Raw genomic sequence first — 18,829 nt, forward strand, 5'->3', positions numbered from 1 at the left:
CTTATATATAAAAAAGTAAAAGATAGTCCACGCCCAAACCCTTACCCAAAAAGACCTCAAGGCAGATTCACTTTCACAACCACCAAAGAGAACCCCTCTCAAACCCAAAGGTTAATCTATGCATAAAAATCGATTGAAAACTCACATGACATGAAAGGTAAACTATTAGTACAAATGCGCACTGGGAGTATGATTATAAAAACCATCAGTAGAGTTATCGTCTCCAGTAATATTTTCCTTCATTATATTTCTTATTTGCACTGTGAGTGAAGGTGGTTCAATTTTCGGTTAACCATAACAAGAAGGTTCTAGATTATAAACATTAGCAATGTAAATAAATTTACCCAAAAGGTTTATATAATAAAATCAGTTTTAAATATTATATTTACCACAGGCGGCTTTGATTATTTTTAAATGCAAAATGCTTCGTATGTTTGCTTGTTCTATCTGCTCTTACCTGCTGGGTGTTTTTTATTCACACTAAACTATGGACTATGTAGTGTTGATTTATATATAAAATAAGTAAAACATAGTCCATACCTAAGCCCTTTACCCATAAGGCTTCAAGGCAAATTAGAACTTTAAAATAAATAAAAGCCAGCCTCTAAACTTAGAGAAATTAAATATTCACAAATAACGAATAACCAAGCAAAAAGTGGACAAGCTAGGAAAGTTAACTGCAAAGCAGTTAACACTTCTGTTCCTCAGCTCTCTCCGCCTCTTCAATCGAACTGGGAAGGAATTCTTCCTTGTTGAAAGAACCTGTGTCACATATGGAATTCACGTTTGACACATGGAATTCACGTTTGACACATGGAATTCACGTTTGACACATGGAATTCACGTTTGACACAAGGAAAAATTCTAATAGTTAAGATACGGGCATATATTTGGTCTCTTATTGATGGAGCACAATAGGCAATACTGGTTACTGAGTGTTGTCCATAAGTGCAACTCTCACTGCATACGACTCAAGCCTCAGCTAAGGAGTATTACGTTACTTGCGGCAGGCACCATTATCAGAGCTGTGTATGAGATAGAGATTGTCTGGTTTCAACCACGCGCCTGCGGGAGGCGCGACGTTATTTGGCCCTTCTGTGCCTCAGATGGTAGGGTTTCAATCCACGCGCCTGCGGGAGGCGCGACGTAGGATACTTCCGTCAATTAAACATGTGAATTGTTTCAATCCACGCGCCTGCGGGAGGCGCGACAATTTCTCTCTCAGTGCTTCGATGATGTAAGCCGTTTCAATCCACGCGCCTGCGGGAGGCGCGACGAGTTAAACAAGCTCGCTGTAGAAATGGCGGGCGTGTTTCAATCCACGCGCCTGCAGGAGGCGCGACGACGTCGTAGCAGCCAGCATCGGCTAACAGCTCTAGTTTCAATCCACGCGCCTGCGGGAGGCGCGACTTTTTAGGCTATCAATTTCAGCTGACCAACTTGGGTTTCAATCCACGCGCCTGCGGGAGGCGCGACAAATGTGTTTCCGGTCAATTTTCACATGTTACCGGTTTCAATCCACGCGCCTGCGGGAGGCGCGACGTTCAGCAGCTTGAGGCCATTCTTGCGGACGCTGTTTCAATCCACGCGCCTGCGGGAGGCGCGACTCCACCCATTCCCATGTGTTGCCTACCCAGTCGGTTTCAATCCACGCGCCTGCGGGAGGCGCGACTTTTGATCTCATAGAGGATTACCCAAAAATTGAAGTTTCAATCCACGCGCCTGCGGGAGGCGCGACAGCCAACACGGACCCCATAACGGATATAAGGGGGTTTCAATCCACGCGCCTGCGGGAGGCGCGACCACAAGGCAAGCGCCTTAGCTCTTTAACAACATGTTTCAATCCACGCGCCTGCGGGAGGCGCGACGCCAGTCTAGGTCGTCGCCCTTATTACGCATTAGGTTTCAATCCACGCGCCTGCGGGAGGCGCGACTAATGGGCTAGTAACATCTTTTGAGCTTTTTGACGTTTCAATCCACGCGCCTGCGGGAGGCGCGACTGACCAGTCACATTTTGGTCGATTATTGAATCAAGTTTCAATCCACGCGCCTGCGGGAGGCGCGACCAAATTCAGTTCAGTTATACGCAAATGATGTAAGTTTCAATCCACGCGCCTGCGGGAGGCGCGACGTCTCGTTCACCACGCCACATTACAAACAGCGAGTTTCAATCCACGCGCCTGCGGGAGGCGCGACGTCTATATTTACATGACACAGAAGACTTTTCGTTGTTTCAATCCACGCGCCTGCGGGAGGCGCGACTGTTAAAGTTGCGCCATTGCCAGTTCTTTCGTTTGTTTCAATCCACGCGCCTGCGGGAGGCGCGACCAGCCAATGCACTGGCATGTCGTCTTTGATAGCGATGTTTCAATCCACGCGCCTGCGGGAGGCGCGACAGAGAGTATTTTGCAATCTGCTTTTCATTCTGCGTTTCAATCCACGCGCCTGCGGGAGGCGCGACGTGGCTGCTGGCCACCATTGGCTAAGATTGAAAGTTTCAATCCACGCGCCTGCGGGAGGCGCGACCATACGTCTTCTAAATTGCGGTTTTTAAAACGTGTTTCAATCCACGCGCCTGCGGGAGGCGCGACTTATTTCGTCTGGGGCATTAAGTAGAGAGTAATCGTTTCAATCCACGCGCCTGCGGGAGGCGCGACGGCATAGCCTCCACGTCAGGTTAAGGAGCGAGGGTTTCAATCCACGCGCCTGCGGGAGGCGCGACACTCCATCAAAAGCGTGCTCTCTGTATTCTGTCGGTTTCAATCCACGCGCCTGCGGGAGGCGCGACCGCCTCTTCTTAGAGGCACGTACAGACTAACACACTCTATTGGTTACCGCTAACTTTGCGCGGTAGCACAAAACTACTTTGTGTGAATCTATACAGATAATTATTTCCTATATTTTTAAAGAGCTTATGCAATCGCTAGATCCCCAGTGTTTTACTGAGAACTCAAGCCTAGCGACTATAATATTAGGGTATCTCTGAATATATCTATGGCTTCTTTCGCACCATGGTGCTCTACTTTGTTTTGCCAGTTTTTACCGAGCTTATAAAAACGCAAACTGTCTACTTCAGGGTCGTAAATTGACAGCAGCTTATTTTTAAAGCGCAGCCATTGCGCGGCATCTATGTCGCATTCAAATACAGAATACTGCACCCTTACTCCATTATCTAAACACACCTTTGCTAATTGTCTGAGGCGTTTTTGACCATCTTCACTGGCAAAGGATACATCGTAGGTGACCAATACCATCATGGCTCGCTCCTTATTTTTTGATCACAAATGGCGGATAGTGGGCCAAATCGCCACGCAAGTGACGTGCTAGAAGCATAGCTTGAACATGCGGTAATAAACCAATTTGCATCTTTTCTTTCAAAAATGGGTGTATAACTTCTTCTTGTTTTTTAGCTTGGTATGCCTGAAAAACTCGCTTACGCGCGTCGTCTTTTATGGTGACTCCACCGAGACAATCTGCCTCAAAGTCCTTCATGGTAAGGGTGTTATTATTAAAGAGTTTTAAGGCAATACTATCGACAATATAAGCTCTAAACTCTTCTAAAAGATCAAGGGCGAGGCTATTTCTGCCAGGCCTTTCTTTGTGTAAAAAACCGACTTGTGGATCTAACCCTACACCTTGTAATGCGCCACTTATCTCTTGTCCTAACACAGAGTAAAGCAGTGAAATAACCGCGTTAACTGGGTCTTTTGGTGGTCTTCGAGTCCGCCTATCAAACAGCCGTCTACTTTCATTGCCTTTAAACATGTCAGCAAACGCGGAAAAGTAATGCGATGCGGCCTCCCCCTCTAGTCCTAAAATGGTGTCGTAGGCAGTCACGCCTTTGAGTTGCTCTATAATTTGCTTCAAACGCTCAATGCCTTTTTCTAACTGTGGTGTACTGCTGTGATTGCGTCTAAAGCGTAAAAGCAACATACGAGATGAACGTATTTTTGCGGCGACAATGTTTCTGGCAAGTTCATTTGCAGCCTGCTCCTTAACACTAAACTGCTGCCTACGCAGCAATACATTCCCCGTTTGTTTACCAACAACATTAGCTAGAAAACGACCATGCATATCAAAGAAAGCAAGATGAGTACCGTTTTCACCACAAAAGCCAAGTAACTGCGGCGAAACCATAATATTGCCAAAACAAAATATACTGCCAATCGAATGGATGGGAAGTTGCATCAGTTTTTGTTTTTCACCATCCACTTTCTGTTCAATGAGTAAGGTCTCGCGTTGCTTATGCAAGTAGACACCTTCTTTGGTGATATAAAGTGAGTTTTGCAGTTTTTTCATTCCGCCTCCGTGTTAAACAATGCCGCTACGTAACCGCTTGAACCATCATTCTGGGTTAAATCTGGCTGACATATTTCAATCAGAGAGCATGCCTTACAGTGTTTACCTTTGGTTGGCGGAGGCGTTTTTCCGTTTGCAAACAGCTGTTGCACTTGCGCAATTAGGGCTTTTGTTTGCGTGCGCAGTGGGTTATCGAATTCAACCTCAATGCGTTTGCGTGTTTGCCAATACCAAAGGGCGCCATTTGCGACCTCAACGGATAACATTTCTTCAATACATAAGGCTTGCGCACACAGTTGTACTTTGTCGATATCACTGGCTTTGGGTTTGCCTCGTTTGTACTCAACGGGGACGAATTGGTTGCTGAGCTTATGGTACTCTAATAAGTCTAATTTTCCTGTAATGCCTAATTGTGGCGCAGTAACGACCACGCCACGTTCAAAACGCACACCTTTACGGGTTTCTGGTTCACCACTATCAACTCGTTCATGTAACTGCCGCCCGTGTGCCGTGAGGTAGTTTTCTTGCCACACTTGCTCTAGGTGGATCAGCGCACATTGGCGCTGACAAAAGGCAAAGTGTTGTAGAGCGGAGATGTTGATTAGCTGCTGTTCTTCCATGAAATGAACACTCCAGATAAGAGTAAAATCCATAATTCATAGATCTTACTCTCTGATTAACCACCTAGAAATATTGTTTGGCTTCAACGCCCAAAGCATCCAACCCCTCTGCATTAAAATTGATTTTGTAATCAGAAAATGCAGCGGCAGGCGTGCCTTCTTCGCCATTGATTCTTTCAACTGTAACGCGTTCAAACAATTTATGTGCAGGGGCATTACCTAAAGCGTTTTCATGCTTAAACACAATTAAACTACGTCCGACCATTTCTCCTCTGGCTGCGGAGTGATCATGCTCAAACATCATTTCCAAAGCTTTCCACACTTTCTCTAAATCTCCTTCAGAGAAGCCTGTTTTCTCAGCTAATTTAGCGGAAACAAAGCCATGTACGCGATAAAGTCCATATGGAACGATGTGCTTTCGGCCCATAGTGCGTTCTTTTTCCAAATCCTTTTCGTTGGTGACAGCCATACGTGTGATTGAGATTTCTAGTGGAATAATCGGATCGATGGACTTAGCAAACGCCAACTGTAATGGTCCGCGAACTTGACCAGAGTTGACTTCCGTGGTCATTACCGCGCCAAAGGCACGGACATCAAAGAAGTTAGCACACATCCAAGCCGTTAGTTCTTTTGCCTTAGCTTGATCTTTGGGCAATTTTTTTGACTCAGGTTTAATTTCCAGCGCATCATACGCTTTTTGATTTTGTTGATTTAAAACACTCTTTTCCTGCACGTAAATGTCATAACCTGGTGAGTTTTCTTCAGTGAGCTGAATATAGTTTCTTATCTTGCGTTTAAGGCTTACATCGGTCACTAAACCTTTACTCGATTCAGGATCAAGACGCGGCATATTCCCCGCATCAGGATCTCCATTCGGGTTACCATTTGTTACATCAAAAAAGTAAACAAATTCACAGCGGTTTTGGATGGTCATTAGTCATTCCCTTCTGTCATTGATTCATCGGTTTTTATTTGTTCGGATTGAGAAAAGCGTGCATTTTTTTGATGGTAATAGCCAATCGAAAAGCGGCCTTGGTGCTCAATTGAAAAATGCCGTGGAAATTCTGTTGGTAGCATCCCCATAATGTTGCCAAGTTCTTTTTCTAACGTAACGGCTAGACCAGGTTTTTCCTTGCGTAATTTCGACAGGTGGTGTTTGCTACCGGATAGTAGCCTTGGGTAAATTGAGTAAGGCACAGTCGATGCTGAGGCATAATACTTGTCTGTAATTGTCGCATTGACTTTATCACCCAACGCATTTCGTTGAATGTTTTCCAACACTGCAAATAGCCTCCCCAACAAATACGCTGGGTTGGTATTTAACTCATCTAAGCTCATAGAAATCTCCTCTTTTCCAAGTAATCTGAGTTCTCTTTGCAATACCGCTTTCACCATCGCAACCCGTAACCCACTAATATCTCCGTCAGACCTGAATCGTGCTAGCAATTGAGCTAATATCGCTCTTGGGTAACGTTGCCCGGTTAAAATAGCGCGCATCAATTCACCAGCCAAATGGGCTGGAGCATCATCAATCTTTGGCTTTTGCCCCTCTCGATGAGGTGCCAATTGCAGCAATAAACGCCACACTGACGGCGCAGTTTTCCAAGGCAATGGATTTAAGGCTAAATCTTGAAAATGTTCCGCAAATCTTTGCTGAATATGCCCAAGGTCGGTTTGTAGCCAAAAGCGGATAGAAAGACGGGCAGCATTAGGTGCCAATCCTAAGATGAAGAATTGCGTATTGGGATCTAGATCCGGTGATATTTCTGGCAGGGGCCGCCCTTTGACCAATTTTTCTAGTTCAGCACCAAGTGCCATCACTTCGTTTTCATCGCTCGGCATTGGTGGGTTAAAGCCCCTTAAAAAAAATGCTTCTGCACTCTTGGCCTTGTGCTCACTCTCTGCCAATGCCCAAAACACCACACTAGTGTCGCCTAGATTGATGACCTGATCATTCTCTCGACGTAGCAAGTAATTTAATGCCGTTGTATAAGCAAAGGCTGCTTGTTCAGATACGGGAGCATTGTCACCTTGCCCTTTTCCAAAAGATTCAAACGATTCTTTATTAAAAGAGACAATGGAAACGCCAGAGCTTTGCCCACCTGCAACGCCTTTAATAGCAGGGTGTAATCTGGAGATAGGCGCTTTTTTACCCGTAATTAAGCATGTGGCTTGTTTGATATCATCCGATTGCAGCAAACTACCCCAAATAGTTTTTGCTTCATCTGATTCGTGAATGTATTGACGCATTCCATCCAATTGGAAAACGATATTAGCGTCCAAAACATCTTGAGTGAGAATAGAGCTGCCAAAGTTCTCTGGCTGCCAATTTTGTAAGAATGTCGCGAAGGCTTTTAACCCCTTGTCTTCAGAGTGCTCTAGCAGAGATAAATGCCATTCTCGAAAGGCTTCGAATGTGGGTAGGCTAAAGTCAAAAATTGCCTCGTTTTTTTTGCCCTTAGGCAAAGAAATGCCTAAGACATAAGCTGTTTTGTCCCATAGAAAGTTTGGTTTTATTCCTGACGTTCTTTTCTCAGGACGAGGGACATTCATTAATTTCGGTTTTGGTTTTTTTTCATCCGTTAAGTTAGGAACTATATCGACCAACTCCCCTTGTTCTGAAAGTACGAGAACATAGCTTATTTTTTCTTCGCTAAAGCCAAATGTAGGAACCTTGCTTTGGTTACCGCTATTAAGGCGATCGTAGTATTGGTTTAAGGCTGATAAAATCATTGCACCACCTTCGAAGATCGAAAAGGAGGCACATCTATCATCCCATCCTTTAATTCTGCTCGAAAAAATCTAGGCTCAGCGCCGTTCGCAAAATCAATATCATGCAGCATCCAGCCGAGATCTTTACTGGCGGTTGCCAATTCTGATTTAGGAAAATCCCCTTCATGCTCAATTAGAGAAAAATACGCAGGGAATTCACGGTTTCCTAAACAAGGCTGATGAAAATACTGTCCCCTGCGAGCACGACGGTTAAAAATGTCGAGATGCTTTCCGATGGAATCCTCTGTGCCTGCTTTGTCACTCAACTCAAAATGCGCTTCAATCACGTAACTCACATCACGAAGCAAGGTTGTTGCCCTCTGTTGACGATTATCACCATCATCAATCAGGAAACTTAAATCTTGGGTACTTTTGCGTTTCATTGCGCCACTGACTTTGGCACTGGACACTTTGCAATTACCTAATTCATTTCGCCGAATAGACTCAAAACGCACGGGTTTTAATACATGAATACGGTCAATTACCCAAATAATGGCCGGTTTCCAGTGAATAGCTTCCAAAATCCCCCTTGCAGCCGATGGGGTGATAACGTCGTAAGAAACGCGTTCCACCTTCATTTCCGGTCGAGTAAAGCACGCATATTCACCCCAAACATGCAGCTTGATGCCGTAAGCCATAATGCTCTCCTTTTGGCTTTTCTTAATTCATTAATTAATCCACGCCTCTGCGGGAGAGGCGACATCTCCAATACAAAACAGACAAAGTTTCAATCCACGCACCAACAACAGGCGCGACACCAGCCTTTTAGAAGAGAAAATGACCAGTCAAGGCCATCAATACGATGCTTAGGCTCCAGACAATGACTTTGACCGAAAAAGAAAACTGTCCCCCAAACTTGAAAACCAGTTTGTTGCTTTCATCTTTCTTAACATAGATCGACCATCGACTGTTCACTTTAGCTCTCCTCAACGTACCTTAAGGAAAATAGTACGCAGACAAGCACCTGTCAAAAAATGACTTCTTTGTATTTTTAGTATTAAAAAAAAACTAAGTTTTCAGCCTTGATAAAATTAGGATCAGACCAACTGAGTCCAGATTCTGGGTCATATATGTCCATGTTCACTAACTCCCAAAACTGTTCTTCAAACCGATACGGTGCAACTGTTTGAATCACTTTTGCCAATCGCAAACTGTCAAAACCATTTTGTGGGATTTGTACTATGTAAGGCTGTAGCTTTCTTAAAACACAACTCACATCATCCGTGCTTTCAAGTTCGTTCAATAACTTGCGCGCTTCATCGTTATAAGGGATTAAAACCGGACACATAAAGCTGTCAATCATTCTGAAATCACTAGCAATTCTCTGAAATGGGAAATCTAACTTCGAAGCACCAATTCGACAGGCTTTTAAAAGCTGTTTCTGATCGAGTTCTTCTCCTTTGCGCCAATAAACATTCGAGAAATACTCTTTGATAGCCAGTTGGTCTAATAAATTGTCATGGCCTTTTCGCAGCACCGCTCGCATATCTGCCGAGAGCCCTTTTAATTCAGGTGGAATGGGCCAATCCGGAGATCGAAAAATCCAAACGTGGCTATCTTCTTTTTCCCATAATCGTTCACGATTACAGCGCCCTGCCGCTTGCGCAATTGAATCTAAGCCAGCTTCGGCACGCATCACACAAGGAAAGCTAACATCAACCCCAGCTTCAATCAGCGATGTCGAGATGACTCGGCATGGCTGAGGTTTTTTTGGGTCTAACCGCTTACGAATCTCATCCAAAGTTACTGTTCGGTGCGCTGGACACATCAAGGTTGTTAAATGAAACACCCCTACTGTTTGCTGCGCATTTAGTGTTCGGAACAGCGATTGGGCATGGCGGCGATTATTAACTATCGTAAGAATTTGATTATTCGCTTGAATACGCGAGACTAACTCATCATCACTAAGCTCGCCCAAATGAGAGACATTGACCAAACTGAGTTCGTCAAAAAGTCTCTTAGGCTCAGGGGCAATCTCGCGCACATTTGTGAATCCGTTAGTAAAATCAGGTTCACACAATGCTGGTTGAGTCGCGGTGCAGAGCACGATAGAACAACCATAGTTGCGCGCCAACTCATCGATGACCGCCATCACAGGGCGGAGAAATTTAAGCGGTAGAGTTTGTGCTTCGTCCAGAATAATCACACTGCCAGAAATATTATGCAGTTTGCGGCAACGAGAGGGACGGTCAGCAAACAAAGACTCAAAAAACTGTACTGCCGTCGTGACAACCACAGGCATATCCCAGTTTTCCATTGCTAGTTTTAATTTGTCACGGGTTTCTTCAGCACCTTCTTTATCTTTTATTTTGCGATCATCAAAATTACTGTGATGCTCTAAAACAGAGGCCTCCCCCAGATCGCCAAATGCGTCACGAAATACTTGAGCATTCTGCTCAATAATACTGGTAAAAGGGATGACATAAATTACTCTACGCATGTTATGCGCCAGAGCGTGCTCTAATGCAAAAGCCATAGAGCTAAGGGTTTTTCCTCCTCCGGTCGGCACAGTTAAAGTGAATAATCCTGGAGTAAGTTTTGCTTTGAGACGGGCTGTATCAAGAATCTCTTTACGAAGTTGATTAACGGTTTTCGTTTGGTCAGTACTTTTGATCTTGTCAGCTAATTTTTGGTCAAACTGTATTTTTAACTCTGATAATTGAGGATAATCTCCACGCAATAAGGGCTTACCTTCAAGCCGTTTATAGAACTCATCAGTATCAATAAAATCCGCATCAACCAAACACGAAAAAATCATCCGAATCAAAAACGCGTATTGGAAACCTTGCAAATCGGCATCAGGGTTTGGTGATATCTCTGGAATAAGAGATTCGATTGATGGCAAGACAAGTTCAGACTGCCAAGTCTCACTATCTAGCACAGGTAAGTCTTTGCCAAATTGTAGCTCCAGTCTGTCTTTAAGCGCTCGACGTCCATCTCCTTCACCCGTTCCATTAGATAATCCTGCATGGTGACCTGCTATGGCATAAGCAACAAATTTGTAAAATGGAAAATTGTTAAATTTTTCGTCTGGCAAAATTTCAGCCGCGATTTTAGCGCCTGCTGTTGCGTGATCTACCTTGCTTGAGGCACCTTCAAGCCTTGCTTGAAATTCTGGAGTATATTTTCCTAGATCATGTAAAAGACCTGCAAGATAAGATAGTTTAGCTGCTTTAAAATATTTTGAGTTTAGTTCTGCGCACAAAGCCACTCGACACAGGTGATCTTGTAATGGCTGCCAGTCAGACTTATCTTCTTTATTACCTGAATGTCCAAAGTAGTTACTCATTAACATATCCTTTGCGCTAAAGTTACTTAAATCATCACTATTTGGGTGATAGCCTGGTTTGCTATGCAATTAGCAGGCGCATGTACTCTTGGAATGCATTACTGTATTTACCAAAGTCATGCATTAAGCCAATCAGTTGCCCTTGTTCGGCAAAACCTATTTTTGCTGCAAGCCTGCCAGCTAATTCGCTCACCGCTTGCAAGTGAACATAAACGCTTTGGTGATGCCCATGTAAGATATCAGGGTGGGCAATATAAGCTCCACTAGAGCTTGAATCACCCATCAACATTGCTCCCACTGGCAGTTATTTGGGTGAATCCATTTATTTAATCTCTGTCGCTTAATAACAAATCGACACTTACCCTTTTCTTTCACTAAACCTCCTAACGAAAAGGAGCTATTGCCAATTCTGGTGAAGTAGGAAGGAATACGACGTAATGATTTCATTGATCTCGCTAGCTCAATAAGAGGCGCACTGCATAGATAAGCATAATAACGTTACAAAGTGGCGCAAACCAGAGAACACATTGAATGAGCTTTTAAAAATGAGATCTTAGAGTTGTGACCCAACCGATTGAGGCTGGATGCAAGCCTTGCTGAAACTCTTCTCTTCACTTCAAATTGATGGGATAACGACCACTCACCTGAATTCCGCCCAGGGAAAGGGCTAGGTGGCATTCCTGTCAAAATCCATCTGTCCGAGACTGGACAGGTATTATCATAGTGTTCATTAGAAAACTAAGGGATTAACCGTCAACAGCGACCCTGCTCAAGTAGCCCTTTCTAGTTGCAAGGACAAAAAGGGGCAAAGACTTATAAGCTAGTGGCTTGCACATTTACCCACTACTCTAAGTAAGTTGTTTCAATTAACCTATAGCCGTAAGGCAGTTAACTAGCTAGCTCATTTCGGGGCAGAGCTTGTCACAGTTACAGCGGACGCAACAACTAAAAAATTGCTTTGAGTTGGAAAGCAACTGGTAAGGGTTTCTTACTTGTTGCCAGCACGAAATGGGGCAAGAGCTACCGCTTTAAAAAGCTTGGGCGCTATCTTAAAAAGTATCTCGAAGCCTGAGATTAGTTCCACAAACTTGAATTGCTCCTCTTAAGCACATTTTGCTCTGAGAGGCTATTCGGTGAAGAGCCGAAACAAAAATAAGCAAAAATAGTGATTTAAATCACAATTAAGAGTTATTTTCCGCAGTTCCCCTCAATGTTCCCCCAGGGAGCAACATCAAGAAAAAAGAACTTATAAAACAGCATCTTATATTAAAACCGAAAATCCCTCTTGAGGCGTTTGTTAGCTTCGTAGCCTATTGTTTAACAATGATTTTTTAAACACATTTGCTTGAAAGCCATTTTACGCAGAAGCATCACACAAACACACATCCAACGCCAAAAGCTGTGACGTTGGCTGCCAAAACCTAAAACGATCTAGGCTAAGTTGGCCACGATTAAGAGTCCACGACAAAGAAAGCAAGATCACAGCGATGATGCAGCCTTTTGTGAAACCAAACTTGCCGTGTGGAACATCCAACTACATTGAAACATCGAGGCTTGTGGGTTTTCAGCGGCTTTGAACCTGCTGAACTTTCAACACTTTCTACCAATTCATCATCCGACAAATTCGAAAACCAAGTTGTGAAATTTGAATGCTAAAAGCTGAGTTTTCAAAGCAATTAAACCCAGATTTTGATGATTTTCGCTTTAAGAAGCTAACGCCGTGTTAAGTGGTGAGCAGCGCTACCACCAAAACTAAAGACATTGTGCCATAAACACATAAGCAAAACTTTGAACTGAAGCCGCCGAGCGTTGCGAATCCGTCTTAAACACCTTGTTATACCGCTTGTTTGCAACTAAAATGACCAAGTTAAAGACCGCTTAAAGGAGCTTTTAAATGACTGCTAGAATATTAGCTGATGTTGCTGCAAGTATTACTGAGTTTAAAGCAAACCCGATGAAGGTTGCTTCAAGTGCTTATGGTGAACCAGTAGCCGTGCTAAACCGAAATGAGCCAGCATTTTACTGTGTGCCAGCTGCCGCATACGAAATGATGATGGACAAACTTGAAGATATTGAGCTACTTGCTATAGCAAAAGAACGCGAGTCTGAATCAAGCATTTCGGTGAGCATCGATGACTTATAATCTTGAATTTAAAAGTAGCGCACTTAAAGAGTGGAAAAAACTCGGCGCTACTTTGCAACAGCAATTTAAGAAAAAACTGATTGAGCGTTTAGCTAACCCACATGTTCCTGCATCCAAATTATCCGGGTCAGAGAACATGTATAAGATCAAATTACGCCAATCTGGCTATCGCTTAGTATACAAAGTGCAAGACGACGTAGTTATTGTTACCGTTTTAGCCGTAGGTAAACGTGAACGTAGCGATGTATACAGAAAAGCGATGACAAGGCTCAACGACTGATTGCGGTATAACGCCCGGTTAAGGGGCAGCCAACGCCACAACCAAGCTTCCGCATAACACCGTAACCACCAAAACCAACGCATAATAAAAATGCCGCGCGTTGGCTGTCCCTCTTGAACCGTTTGTTATGTTTAAGCTTCAATGACTTACGTTTTACCAAAACCAAGATTAACTCGGTTTTGACTGACAAACAAAAGCCAAACCCCAGAAAACTGAAACGACTCATAGATTTGAGAAACAGACTTTGAATTTCGGCAATTCAAGCCCCAAAACCTGTGTTCAAAATACTGATTGCGCCAACCGCTCTAACCTCGCGCTTGCCCGAAAATTGACAGAGGCAACGCTCTGAATTTCCAGCGCCAAAGAACAAGTGTCCGGAAAACAGCGCCAAACGAAACCAACTTGCCGACAAGCACAAAACCAACAAGCCGAGGGAGCAAAGAAAAGATACAACCAACTGATTTGACGTGATTAAACATAACGCCCGCCTAAGGGGCTGGCAACGCATTACCACTAAACTCAATCACAACAACCGTAACCACCGCGGCTCAATGGGACTGGAAACGCTACGCGTTGACAGTCCCTCTTGAGGCGTTTGTTAGAATGTCGTTTCAGCCAAAAATGCGTTGATTTGTGAACGTGTAGTGAATCTTACTTTATTGCCGTGAAAATCACTGAACAATTGTTGATGAAACTGCAGCGAGCTTTTGGACTCTCGAATCGAGTATTCAGAAGCCCATTTCAATAACTCACTAAAATTTTTCTCCGCCTGTTTAACATCAAGCTGATTAGAGCTCTCAGAACCACGAGCTTTAAGAGAGTTCTCACACACTGACCACTCCAAATCCAAGAACAGCAGCGTATCAGCGAAAGGAATTAGCTGTTCAGCTAGGGCACCAAATACACCTTCAACTACCCAACTATGCTGAGAACGTAAGCAAACAATTTCATTTTCGATTGCTTCGGGAGATCGTTTCCGATTATAGCCACCAGGCTCCCATACAATTGAGTCTAGGTTAACTTCATGTAATTGGAGCTTTCGAGACAACTGCGCTGACAACCAACTCTTACCTGAACCAGAATTGCCAACAATGAGAATTTTATTCATTTTGCACCCACATGCTAACGCCCGCCTAAGGGGCTGACAACGCATTACCACTAAACTTAAACACAACAACCGAAACCACCGCGGCTCAATGGGACTGGAAACGCCACGCGTTGACAGTCCCTCTTGAGGCGTTTGTTATGTGGCCGGCCACTCTCGCGATAAAACGGACATTTGGACTTTGTCCATGAATCGGCCATTGCGATAACCCGATTCTCTTTTGATACCTTCGTGCTGATAGCCAGCATTTTCATACGCTTTGATTGCCGCTACGTTGTCACAATATGCGGTCAATTCTATTCGATGTAAGCCAAGCTCTCGGAATCCATAATTAGTGACTAAACGCGTGACTTCTGTTCCTAGCCCCTTGCCCCAAAGTGCTTTATCACCAATGAGGATAAAATACTCACCACTTCGGTTAAGTGAGCTAATCCCTGAAATACCAGCATAACCAATCAGTTTTTGGCTTTCTCTACACTCGATACCAAAAGAAATCGTCTTTGAACTTGAGTTAATGTCCGACAGCCACTTAGCAATATCTGAACGAGATTGCGGATAGGCATAAGCTGACAGGCTGAATTGTGTCACTTCCCTATCACCAGACCACTGATAAAAGTATTCAGCATCCTCAACTTCAAGTGAGCGAAGCCTGATTTTTAATGATTCTATGAACATAGTTCCGTCTTATTTTCACTTAGGACACATAACGCCGCGTTAAGGGGTGAGTGCCGCCTAAACCTGCTCTCCGCAAACCACTTTCACCACCAAAATCACCGCATACCAAAAATGCCACGCGGCACGAATCCCACTTGAACGCTTTGTTATGTTTGTAATCAAAGCGTACAACTTACACTTTTAGAGTAAGAATGAGCAATTTTGACATTGTTCACTCTTATATAGTGCTCCATACGCCTTCTTAGCGATGTAGCGTCATGGCCTTTATCTTCTGTTGGTTCCGAAACTAAATAACCATGTGGGCAAAGCTCATTAATTTTTTCCACGAAAATACTATCAATTTCAACATTTGAACTTGTTAGATTCTTTTCACTAATAGCTATCCATGTGTAATCGTTATCATCAACTTCATAACTGAGAACTTCTATTGGTGCTGCCTGACTAGCGGCACACCCAGTCAAAAATACTAAACTCATAAAAACTGATTGTTTCATTTTTATCCTTAAAACATAACGCCCGGTTAAGGGGCAGCCAACGCCATTACAAAGCTTCCGCATAACACCGTAACCACAAAAAACCAACGCATAATAAAAATGCCACGCGTTGGCTGTCCCTCTTGAACCGTTTGTTATGCTTAAGCTTCAATAACTTACGTTTTAACAGAATCAAGATTAACTCGGCTTTGACTCACAAACAAAAGCCAAAAATCAAAAAACTGAAATGACTCATAATTTTGAAAACCAGACTTTGAACTTTGCCAGTCAAAACGAAAAACCTAAGATCAAATTGCTGATTGAGCCAACCGCCCTAACCTCGCGCTTGCCCGAGAATTGATTGAGGCAATTCTCAGAGTTTTTAGCGCCAAAGAATAAGTGTCCGGAAAATAGCGTCCACTGGAGCTGACTTGCCGAAAAACTCGAAACAAACAAGCCTAGGGAACAAAGAAAAACCATAAACCACTGATTTTACGTGATTAAGCATAACGCCCTGCTAAGGGGTGAGCAATGCTCTACCAAAGCTACCGCACACCACTTTAATCACAAAACCCGCCGCATGCTGAAAATGCCACGCATTGCGAATCCCGCTTAAGCAGTTTGTTAGCTTAAATTTCAGCACCTTAGATTTACCAAGCCTGAGACTAACCCGATTTAGGAAACCGGCAAACTGCCTAAGTTTTAAAACCCGAATTGATTCAAACTTTGTGGCCTTTCATGCGATTCGAAAACCCGAAAATTTTGATAAATCACTTTCGGAAAACTCAAAGCGAAAGCAAAACTGCCAAAGCGACTTTGCGCCAAACTGACTAGCCTCGCGCATTCCCAAAACTCAATTGAGGCAACTGCTCAAGACTTGCGTTGGCAAACAATGCTGATTTGCCGAAAACCTAAACGAATGGCCGAAGGAAGAAAGAACAAGCAGCAAACAATGATTTTTAATGTTTTAAGCTAACGCCCTGCTAAGGGGTGAGCAATGCACTACAAGAGCTACCGCACACCGCCTTAATCACAAAACTCACCGCATGCTGAAAATGCCACGCATTGCGAATCCCTCTTAAGCAGTTTGTTAGGCGCGCAGTTGTAATTGGTAAAAATCAGTTTCATCGTGCTTTGGATTAGGGCAGCAATATGCCCAACCATTACGCTTATAGAACCTTAACGCCCTTGTGTTCGTTCTACTCACGGAAAGCACAGCACGATTACAACCAGCTCGTGTCAATTCTGTTTCGATGTAGAGCTGAACTTGCTGGCTCAAACCGGAACCTCGGATTTCAGGCAACAAGTAAATCAAATGGACATAACCGGTATCTGGCTCGGGCGAAAAAGAACGAAACTCTAACTGCCCTACCAATTGCCCATCCAACCAGATATGGATGTAAAACCAACCTGCTTCAGATTGCCTTTCTTGGATTCGTTCTCGATAACCTGCTATGAAATCATCAAAACCCGAATAGGTTTTGAAGCTGCAATAGTAAGCGTCCTTTCGAGCAGCTACGCAAAAATCATAATCTTGCGCCAAATTGATCACTTTAAATTCTACGTTCATCCCTAATCCTAAAGTGAATAGCGCCTAACGCCCGCCTAAGGGGCTGGCAACGCATGACCACTAAACTCAAACACAACAACTGCAACCACCGCAGCTCATTGGGACTGGAAACGCCGCGCGTTGACAGTCCCTTTGAGGCGTTTGTTAGCTTCGTAGCCCATTGTTTACCAATGATTTTTAAACAAATTTGCTTGAAATGCATTTTACGCAAAAGCATCACTCAAACACACGTCCAACACCAAAAGCTGTGAAGTGAGCAGCCAAAACTCGCAGCGATCAAGGTTAAGTTGGCCACTTACCGAATTTCCGACAAAGAAAGCGCGATTTCAGCGACAATGCAGCCTTTGTGAAACGAAACTTTCCGTGTGGAGCATCCAACAACATTGAAGCATCGAAACTTGATGGTTTTCAGCGACTTTGAAACTGCTGAGCATTCAACACTTTCTACCAAGTCAGAATCCGACAAACTCGAAAGCCAACTTGTGCAATTTGAACGCTAAAAGCTGATTTTTCAGAACGATTGAGTTTGGATTTTGATGATTCCAGCCTTTAAGAAGCTAACGCCCGGTTAAGGGGCAGCCAACGCCATTACCAAGCTTCCGCATAACACCGTAACCACAAAAACCAACGCATGATAAAAATGCCGCGCGTTGGCTGTCCCTCTTGAACCGTTTGTTATGTTTAAGCTTCAATGACTTACGTTTTACCAAAACCAAGATTAACTCGTTTTTGACTGACAAACAAAAGTCAAAAACCAGAAGACTGAAACGACTCATAGATTTGAAAAACAAACTTCGAATTTCGGCAATTCAATCACAAAAACGGTTCATCCGGAAAATCGATACTTCGCCTCATGACTGGCTTTGATTTTTAACTCAAAAAATTCCCAATCACGATACCCATAGGCGACTTTGTTCAGCGTCTTTATTCGGTTGTTCACACCCTCTACTCGACCACTATTCATCCTTTCATCATAAAATGCCAATATCCCATCCTTATGCTTCCTCAGGGTCTTAGTAAACTTCTCTAGCATCACAATGCCTGAGTGGTTCGCTTCATCTATCCAGCTTTCTAGCCATCTCTCACCCTCTATCTTTGATGGCTGCGACCACAGCATTCTTAACTTCTCTTTTAAATAATAAACCACCGCTAAGGGCTGATTGGCTGCGAGTGCTCGCTCCAATCTCGCTTGGCCTTGCTCATCTAACCTATCGGGATTACTTACCAATAACCAACGAGTATTCTTAAGGTATTGAGCGTCATTTTTGTTACTCATCGAATTTTGTAGTTCACGCCTGAACTCTGTCAGCTTTTCATTAAAACGCTTCACCACGTGGAAACGGTCAATGACCAACTTCGCCTTCGGGGCGTGCTGTTTTACCGAAGAGATGTATGCCTGTCCCATATCGGTGGCGACGGCTTCAATCGGCTTTTTACAACGCAGCTTCCGTTTCCAAAAACCGTCAAGGCTTTCGGCCTTCTTTCCTTTCTCTGTATAAATGACGGCACTTGTCTTCATATCAATCACAACCGTCATGAAGCCACTTTTTGAGCCACAGTAAATCTCATTGCGTATTTCGGAGCATTCCGATCAGTCATTTCC

Annotated in this window: 17 protein-coding genes, 1 pseudogene and 1 CRISPR repeat array; of the genes and pseudogenes, 2 read left to right on the forward strand and 16 right to left on the reverse strand. The window is 43.7% G+C overall.

Going from position 1 to position 18,829, the window contains the following annotated elements:
• Positions 1 to 1,049: 1,049 nt before the first annotated feature.
• Positions 1,050 to 2,788: a CRISPR direct-repeat array (repeat unit 32 nt; unit sequence GTTTCAATCCACGCGCCTGCGGGAGGCGCGAC).
• 175 nt (positions 2,789 to 2,963) lie between these two features.
• From cas2 to I3X05_RS23740, 9 genes are all read right to left on the reverse strand, one after another.
• Entirely contained in the window at positions 2,964 to 3,257 is a 294-nt protein-coding gene (gene cas2 / locus I3X05_RS08200; RefSeq protein ID WP_061899418.1) for a CRISPR-associated endonuclease Cas2, read from the reverse strand.
• A gap of 10 nt (positions 3,258 to 3,267) precedes the next feature.
• Positions 3,268 to 4,299 (reverse strand): type I-C CRISPR-associated endonuclease Cas1c, encoded by a 1,032-nt coding sequence (gene cas1c, locus I3X05_RS08205; protein WP_148538113.1) that lies wholly within the window; start codon positions 4,297 to 4,299, stop codon positions 3,268 to 3,270.
• On the reverse strand, positions 4,296 to 4,952 hold the full coding sequence (cas4, locus tag I3X05_RS08210) for a CRISPR-associated protein Cas4 (protein ID WP_226980335.1): 657 nt from the start codon (positions 4,950 to 4,952) through the stop codon (positions 4,296 to 4,298). The genes cas1c and cas4 overlap by 4 nt, the downstream gene beginning before the upstream one ends.
• A gap of 31 nt (positions 4,953 to 4,983) precedes the next feature.
• Positions 4,984 to 5,853: a type I-C CRISPR-associated protein Cas7/Csd2 gene (gene cas7c / locus I3X05_RS08215; protein ID WP_039425123.1), complete on the reverse strand. Its 870-nt coding sequence runs from the start codon at positions 5,851 to 5,853 to the stop codon at positions 4,984 to 4,986.
• Positions 5,853 to 7,652, reverse strand: coding sequence for a type I-C CRISPR-associated protein Cas8c/Csd1 (cas8c, locus tag I3X05_RS08220; protein WP_337970593.1), 1,800 nt, complete (start codon positions 7,650 to 7,652; stop codon positions 5,853 to 5,855). The genes cas7c and cas8c overlap by 1 nt, the downstream gene beginning before the upstream one ends.
• Positions 7,649 to 8,329 carry a type I-C CRISPR-associated protein Cas5c gene (gene cas5c / locus I3X05_RS08225; protein WP_193188123.1) on the reverse strand — a complete coding sequence of 227 codons (681 nt, stop codon included), beginning with the start codon at positions 8,327 to 8,329 and terminating at the stop codon, positions 7,649 to 7,651. Before cas5c ends, cas8c begins: the two co-directional genes overlap by 4 nt.
• Positions 8,330 to 8,688: 359 nt before the next feature.
• Complete coding sequence (locus tag I3X05_RS08230) at positions 8,689 to 10,980, reverse strand: CRISPR-associated endonuclease Cas3'' (RefSeq protein ID WP_193188125.1); 2,292 nt, start codon at positions 10,978 to 10,980, stop codon at positions 8,689 to 8,691.
• A 61-nt stretch (positions 10,981 to 11,041) separates the two neighbouring features.
• Positions 11,042 to 11,263, reverse strand: a complete 222-nt coding sequence (locus I3X05_RS08235; RefSeq protein WP_337970594.1) for a hypothetical protein — start codon at positions 11,261 to 11,263, stop codon at positions 11,042 to 11,044.
• Between the two features lie 1,074 nt (positions 11,264 to 12,337).
• On the reverse strand, positions 12,338 to 12,514 hold the full coding sequence (locus tag I3X05_RS23740) for a DUF645 family protein (protein ID WP_082069758.1): 177 nt from the start codon (positions 12,512 to 12,514) through the stop codon (positions 12,338 to 12,340).
• 360 nt (positions 12,515 to 12,874) lie between these two features.
• Between I3X05_RS23740 and I3X05_RS08250 the strand changes: the two genes are divergently transcribed.
• Together I3X05_RS08250 and I3X05_RS08255 are read left to right on the forward strand one after the other, a co-directional pair.
• A complete protein-coding gene (locus I3X05_RS08250) occupies positions 12,875 to 13,123 on the forward strand; it encodes a type II toxin-antitoxin system Phd/YefM family antitoxin (RefSeq protein ID WP_045571639.1) in 249 nt (82 codons plus the stop codon).
• Positions 13,113 to 13,403: a type II toxin-antitoxin system RelE family toxin gene (locus I3X05_RS08255; RefSeq protein ID WP_045571640.1), complete on the forward strand. Its 291-nt coding sequence runs from the start codon at positions 13,113 to 13,115 to the stop codon at positions 13,401 to 13,403. The genes I3X05_RS08250 and I3X05_RS08255 overlap by 11 nt, the downstream gene beginning before the upstream one ends.
• Positions 13,404 to 14,001: 598 nt before the next feature.
• Here the strand turns inward: I3X05_RS08255 and I3X05_RS08260 are convergent.
• From I3X05_RS08260 to I3X05_RS08295, 7 genes and pseudogenes are all read right to left on the reverse strand, one after another.
• Positions 14,002 to 14,511 (reverse strand): ATPase AAA, encoded by a 510-nt coding sequence (locus I3X05_RS08260; protein ID WP_045569193.1) that lies wholly within the window; start codon positions 14,509 to 14,511, stop codon positions 14,002 to 14,004.
• Between the two features lie 135 nt (positions 14,512 to 14,646).
• Positions 14,647 to 15,183 (reverse strand): GNAT family N-acetyltransferase, encoded by a 537-nt coding sequence (locus I3X05_RS08265; RefSeq protein ID WP_045569194.1) that lies wholly within the window; start codon positions 15,181 to 15,183, stop codon positions 14,647 to 14,649.
• Positions 15,184 to 15,341: 158 nt separating this feature from the next.
• Entirely contained in the window at positions 15,342 to 15,677 is a 336-nt protein-coding gene (locus tag I3X05_RS08275; RefSeq protein ID WP_045569195.1) for a hypothetical protein, read from the reverse strand.
• 267 nt (positions 15,678 to 15,944) lie between these two features.
• On the reverse strand, positions 15,945 to 16,136 hold the full coding sequence (locus I3X05_RS08280) for a hypothetical protein (RefSeq protein ID WP_082069554.1): 192 nt from the start codon (positions 16,134 to 16,136) through the stop codon (positions 15,945 to 15,947).
• A gap of 610 nt (positions 16,137 to 16,746) precedes the next feature.
• Positions 16,747 to 17,226, reverse strand: a complete 480-nt coding sequence (locus I3X05_RS08285) for a GNAT family N-acetyltransferase (protein WP_045568626.1) — start codon at positions 17,224 to 17,226, stop codon at positions 16,747 to 16,749.
• Between the two features lie 203 nt (positions 17,227 to 17,429).
• Positions 17,430 to 17,610 (reverse strand): annotated as a pseudogene (locus I3X05_RS08290) (DUF645 family protein).
• A gap of 442 nt (positions 17,611 to 18,052) precedes the next feature.
• Positions 18,053 to 18,763, reverse strand: coding sequence for an ISL3 family transposase (locus I3X05_RS08295; RefSeq protein WP_337970595.1), 711 nt, complete (start codon positions 18,761 to 18,763; stop codon positions 18,053 to 18,055).
• Positions 18,764 to 18,829: the final 66 nt, after the last annotated feature.

Origin of the sequence: Vibrio navarrensis (genome assembly GCF_015767675.1) — a bacterium.
In the GTDB taxonomy this organism is placed as follows: Bacteria; Pseudomonadota; Gammaproteobacteria; order Enterobacterales; family Vibrionaceae; genus Vibrio.

Excerpts from the sequence above, each read along its gene's own strand:
- cas2 (WP_061899418.1), bottom strand. The coding sequence starts at position 3,257 with ATGATGGTATTGGTCACCTACGATGTATCCTTTGCCAGTGAAGATGGT.
- cas1c (WP_148538113.1), bottom strand. The coding sequence starts at position 4,299 with ATGAAAAAACTGCAAAACTCACTTTATATCACCAAAGAAGGTGTCTAC.
- cas4 (WP_226980335.1), bottom strand. The coding sequence starts at position 4,952 with ATGGATTTTACTCTTATCTGGAGTGTTCATTTCATGGAAGAACAGCAG.
- cas7c (WP_039425123.1), bottom strand. The coding sequence starts at position 5,853 with ATGACCATCCAAAACCGCTGTGAATTTGTTTACTTTTTTGATGTAACA.
- cas8c (WP_337970593.1), bottom strand. The coding sequence starts at position 7,652 with ATGATTTTATCAGCCTTAAACCAATACTACGATCGCCTTAATAGCGGT.
- cas5c (WP_193188123.1), bottom strand. The coding sequence starts at position 8,329 with ATGGCTTACGGCATCAAGCTGCATGTTTGGGGTGAATATGCGTGCTTT.
- I3X05_RS08230 (WP_193188125.1), bottom strand. The coding sequence starts at position 10,980 with ATGAGTAACTACTTTGGACATTCAGGTAATAAAGAAGATAAGTCTGAC.
- I3X05_RS08235 (WP_337970594.1), bottom strand. The coding sequence starts at position 11,263 with ATGGGTGATTCAAGCTCTAGTGGAGCTTATATTGCCCACCCTGATATC.
- I3X05_RS08250 (WP_045571639.1), top strand. The coding sequence starts at position 12,875 with ATGACTGCTAGAATATTAGCTGATGTTGCTGCAAGTATTACTGAGTTT.
- I3X05_RS08255 (WP_045571640.1), top strand. The coding sequence starts at position 13,113 with ATGACTTATAATCTTGAATTTAAAAGTAGCGCACTTAAAGAGTGGAAA.
- I3X05_RS08260 (WP_045569193.1), bottom strand. The coding sequence starts at position 14,511 with ATGAATAAAATTCTCATTGTTGGCAATTCTGGTTCAGGTAAGAGTTGG.
- I3X05_RS08265 (WP_045569194.1), bottom strand. The coding sequence starts at position 15,183 with ATGTTCATAGAATCATTAAAAATCAGGCTTCGCTCACTTGAAGTTGAG.
- I3X05_RS08275 (WP_045569195.1), bottom strand. The coding sequence starts at position 15,677 with ATGAAACAATCAGTTTTTATGAGTTTAGTATTTTTGACTGGGTGTGCC.
- I3X05_RS08280 (WP_082069554.1), bottom strand. The coding sequence starts at position 16,136 with ATGGTTTTTCTTTGTTCCCTAGGCTTGTTTGTTTCGAGTTTTTCGGCA.
- I3X05_RS08285 (WP_045568626.1), bottom strand. The coding sequence starts at position 17,226 with ATGAACGTAGAATTTAAAGTGATCAATTTGGCGCAAGATTATGATTTT.
- I3X05_RS08295 (WP_337970595.1), bottom strand. The coding sequence starts at position 18,763 with ATGACGGTTGTGATTGATATGAAGACAAGTGCCGTCATTTATACAGAG.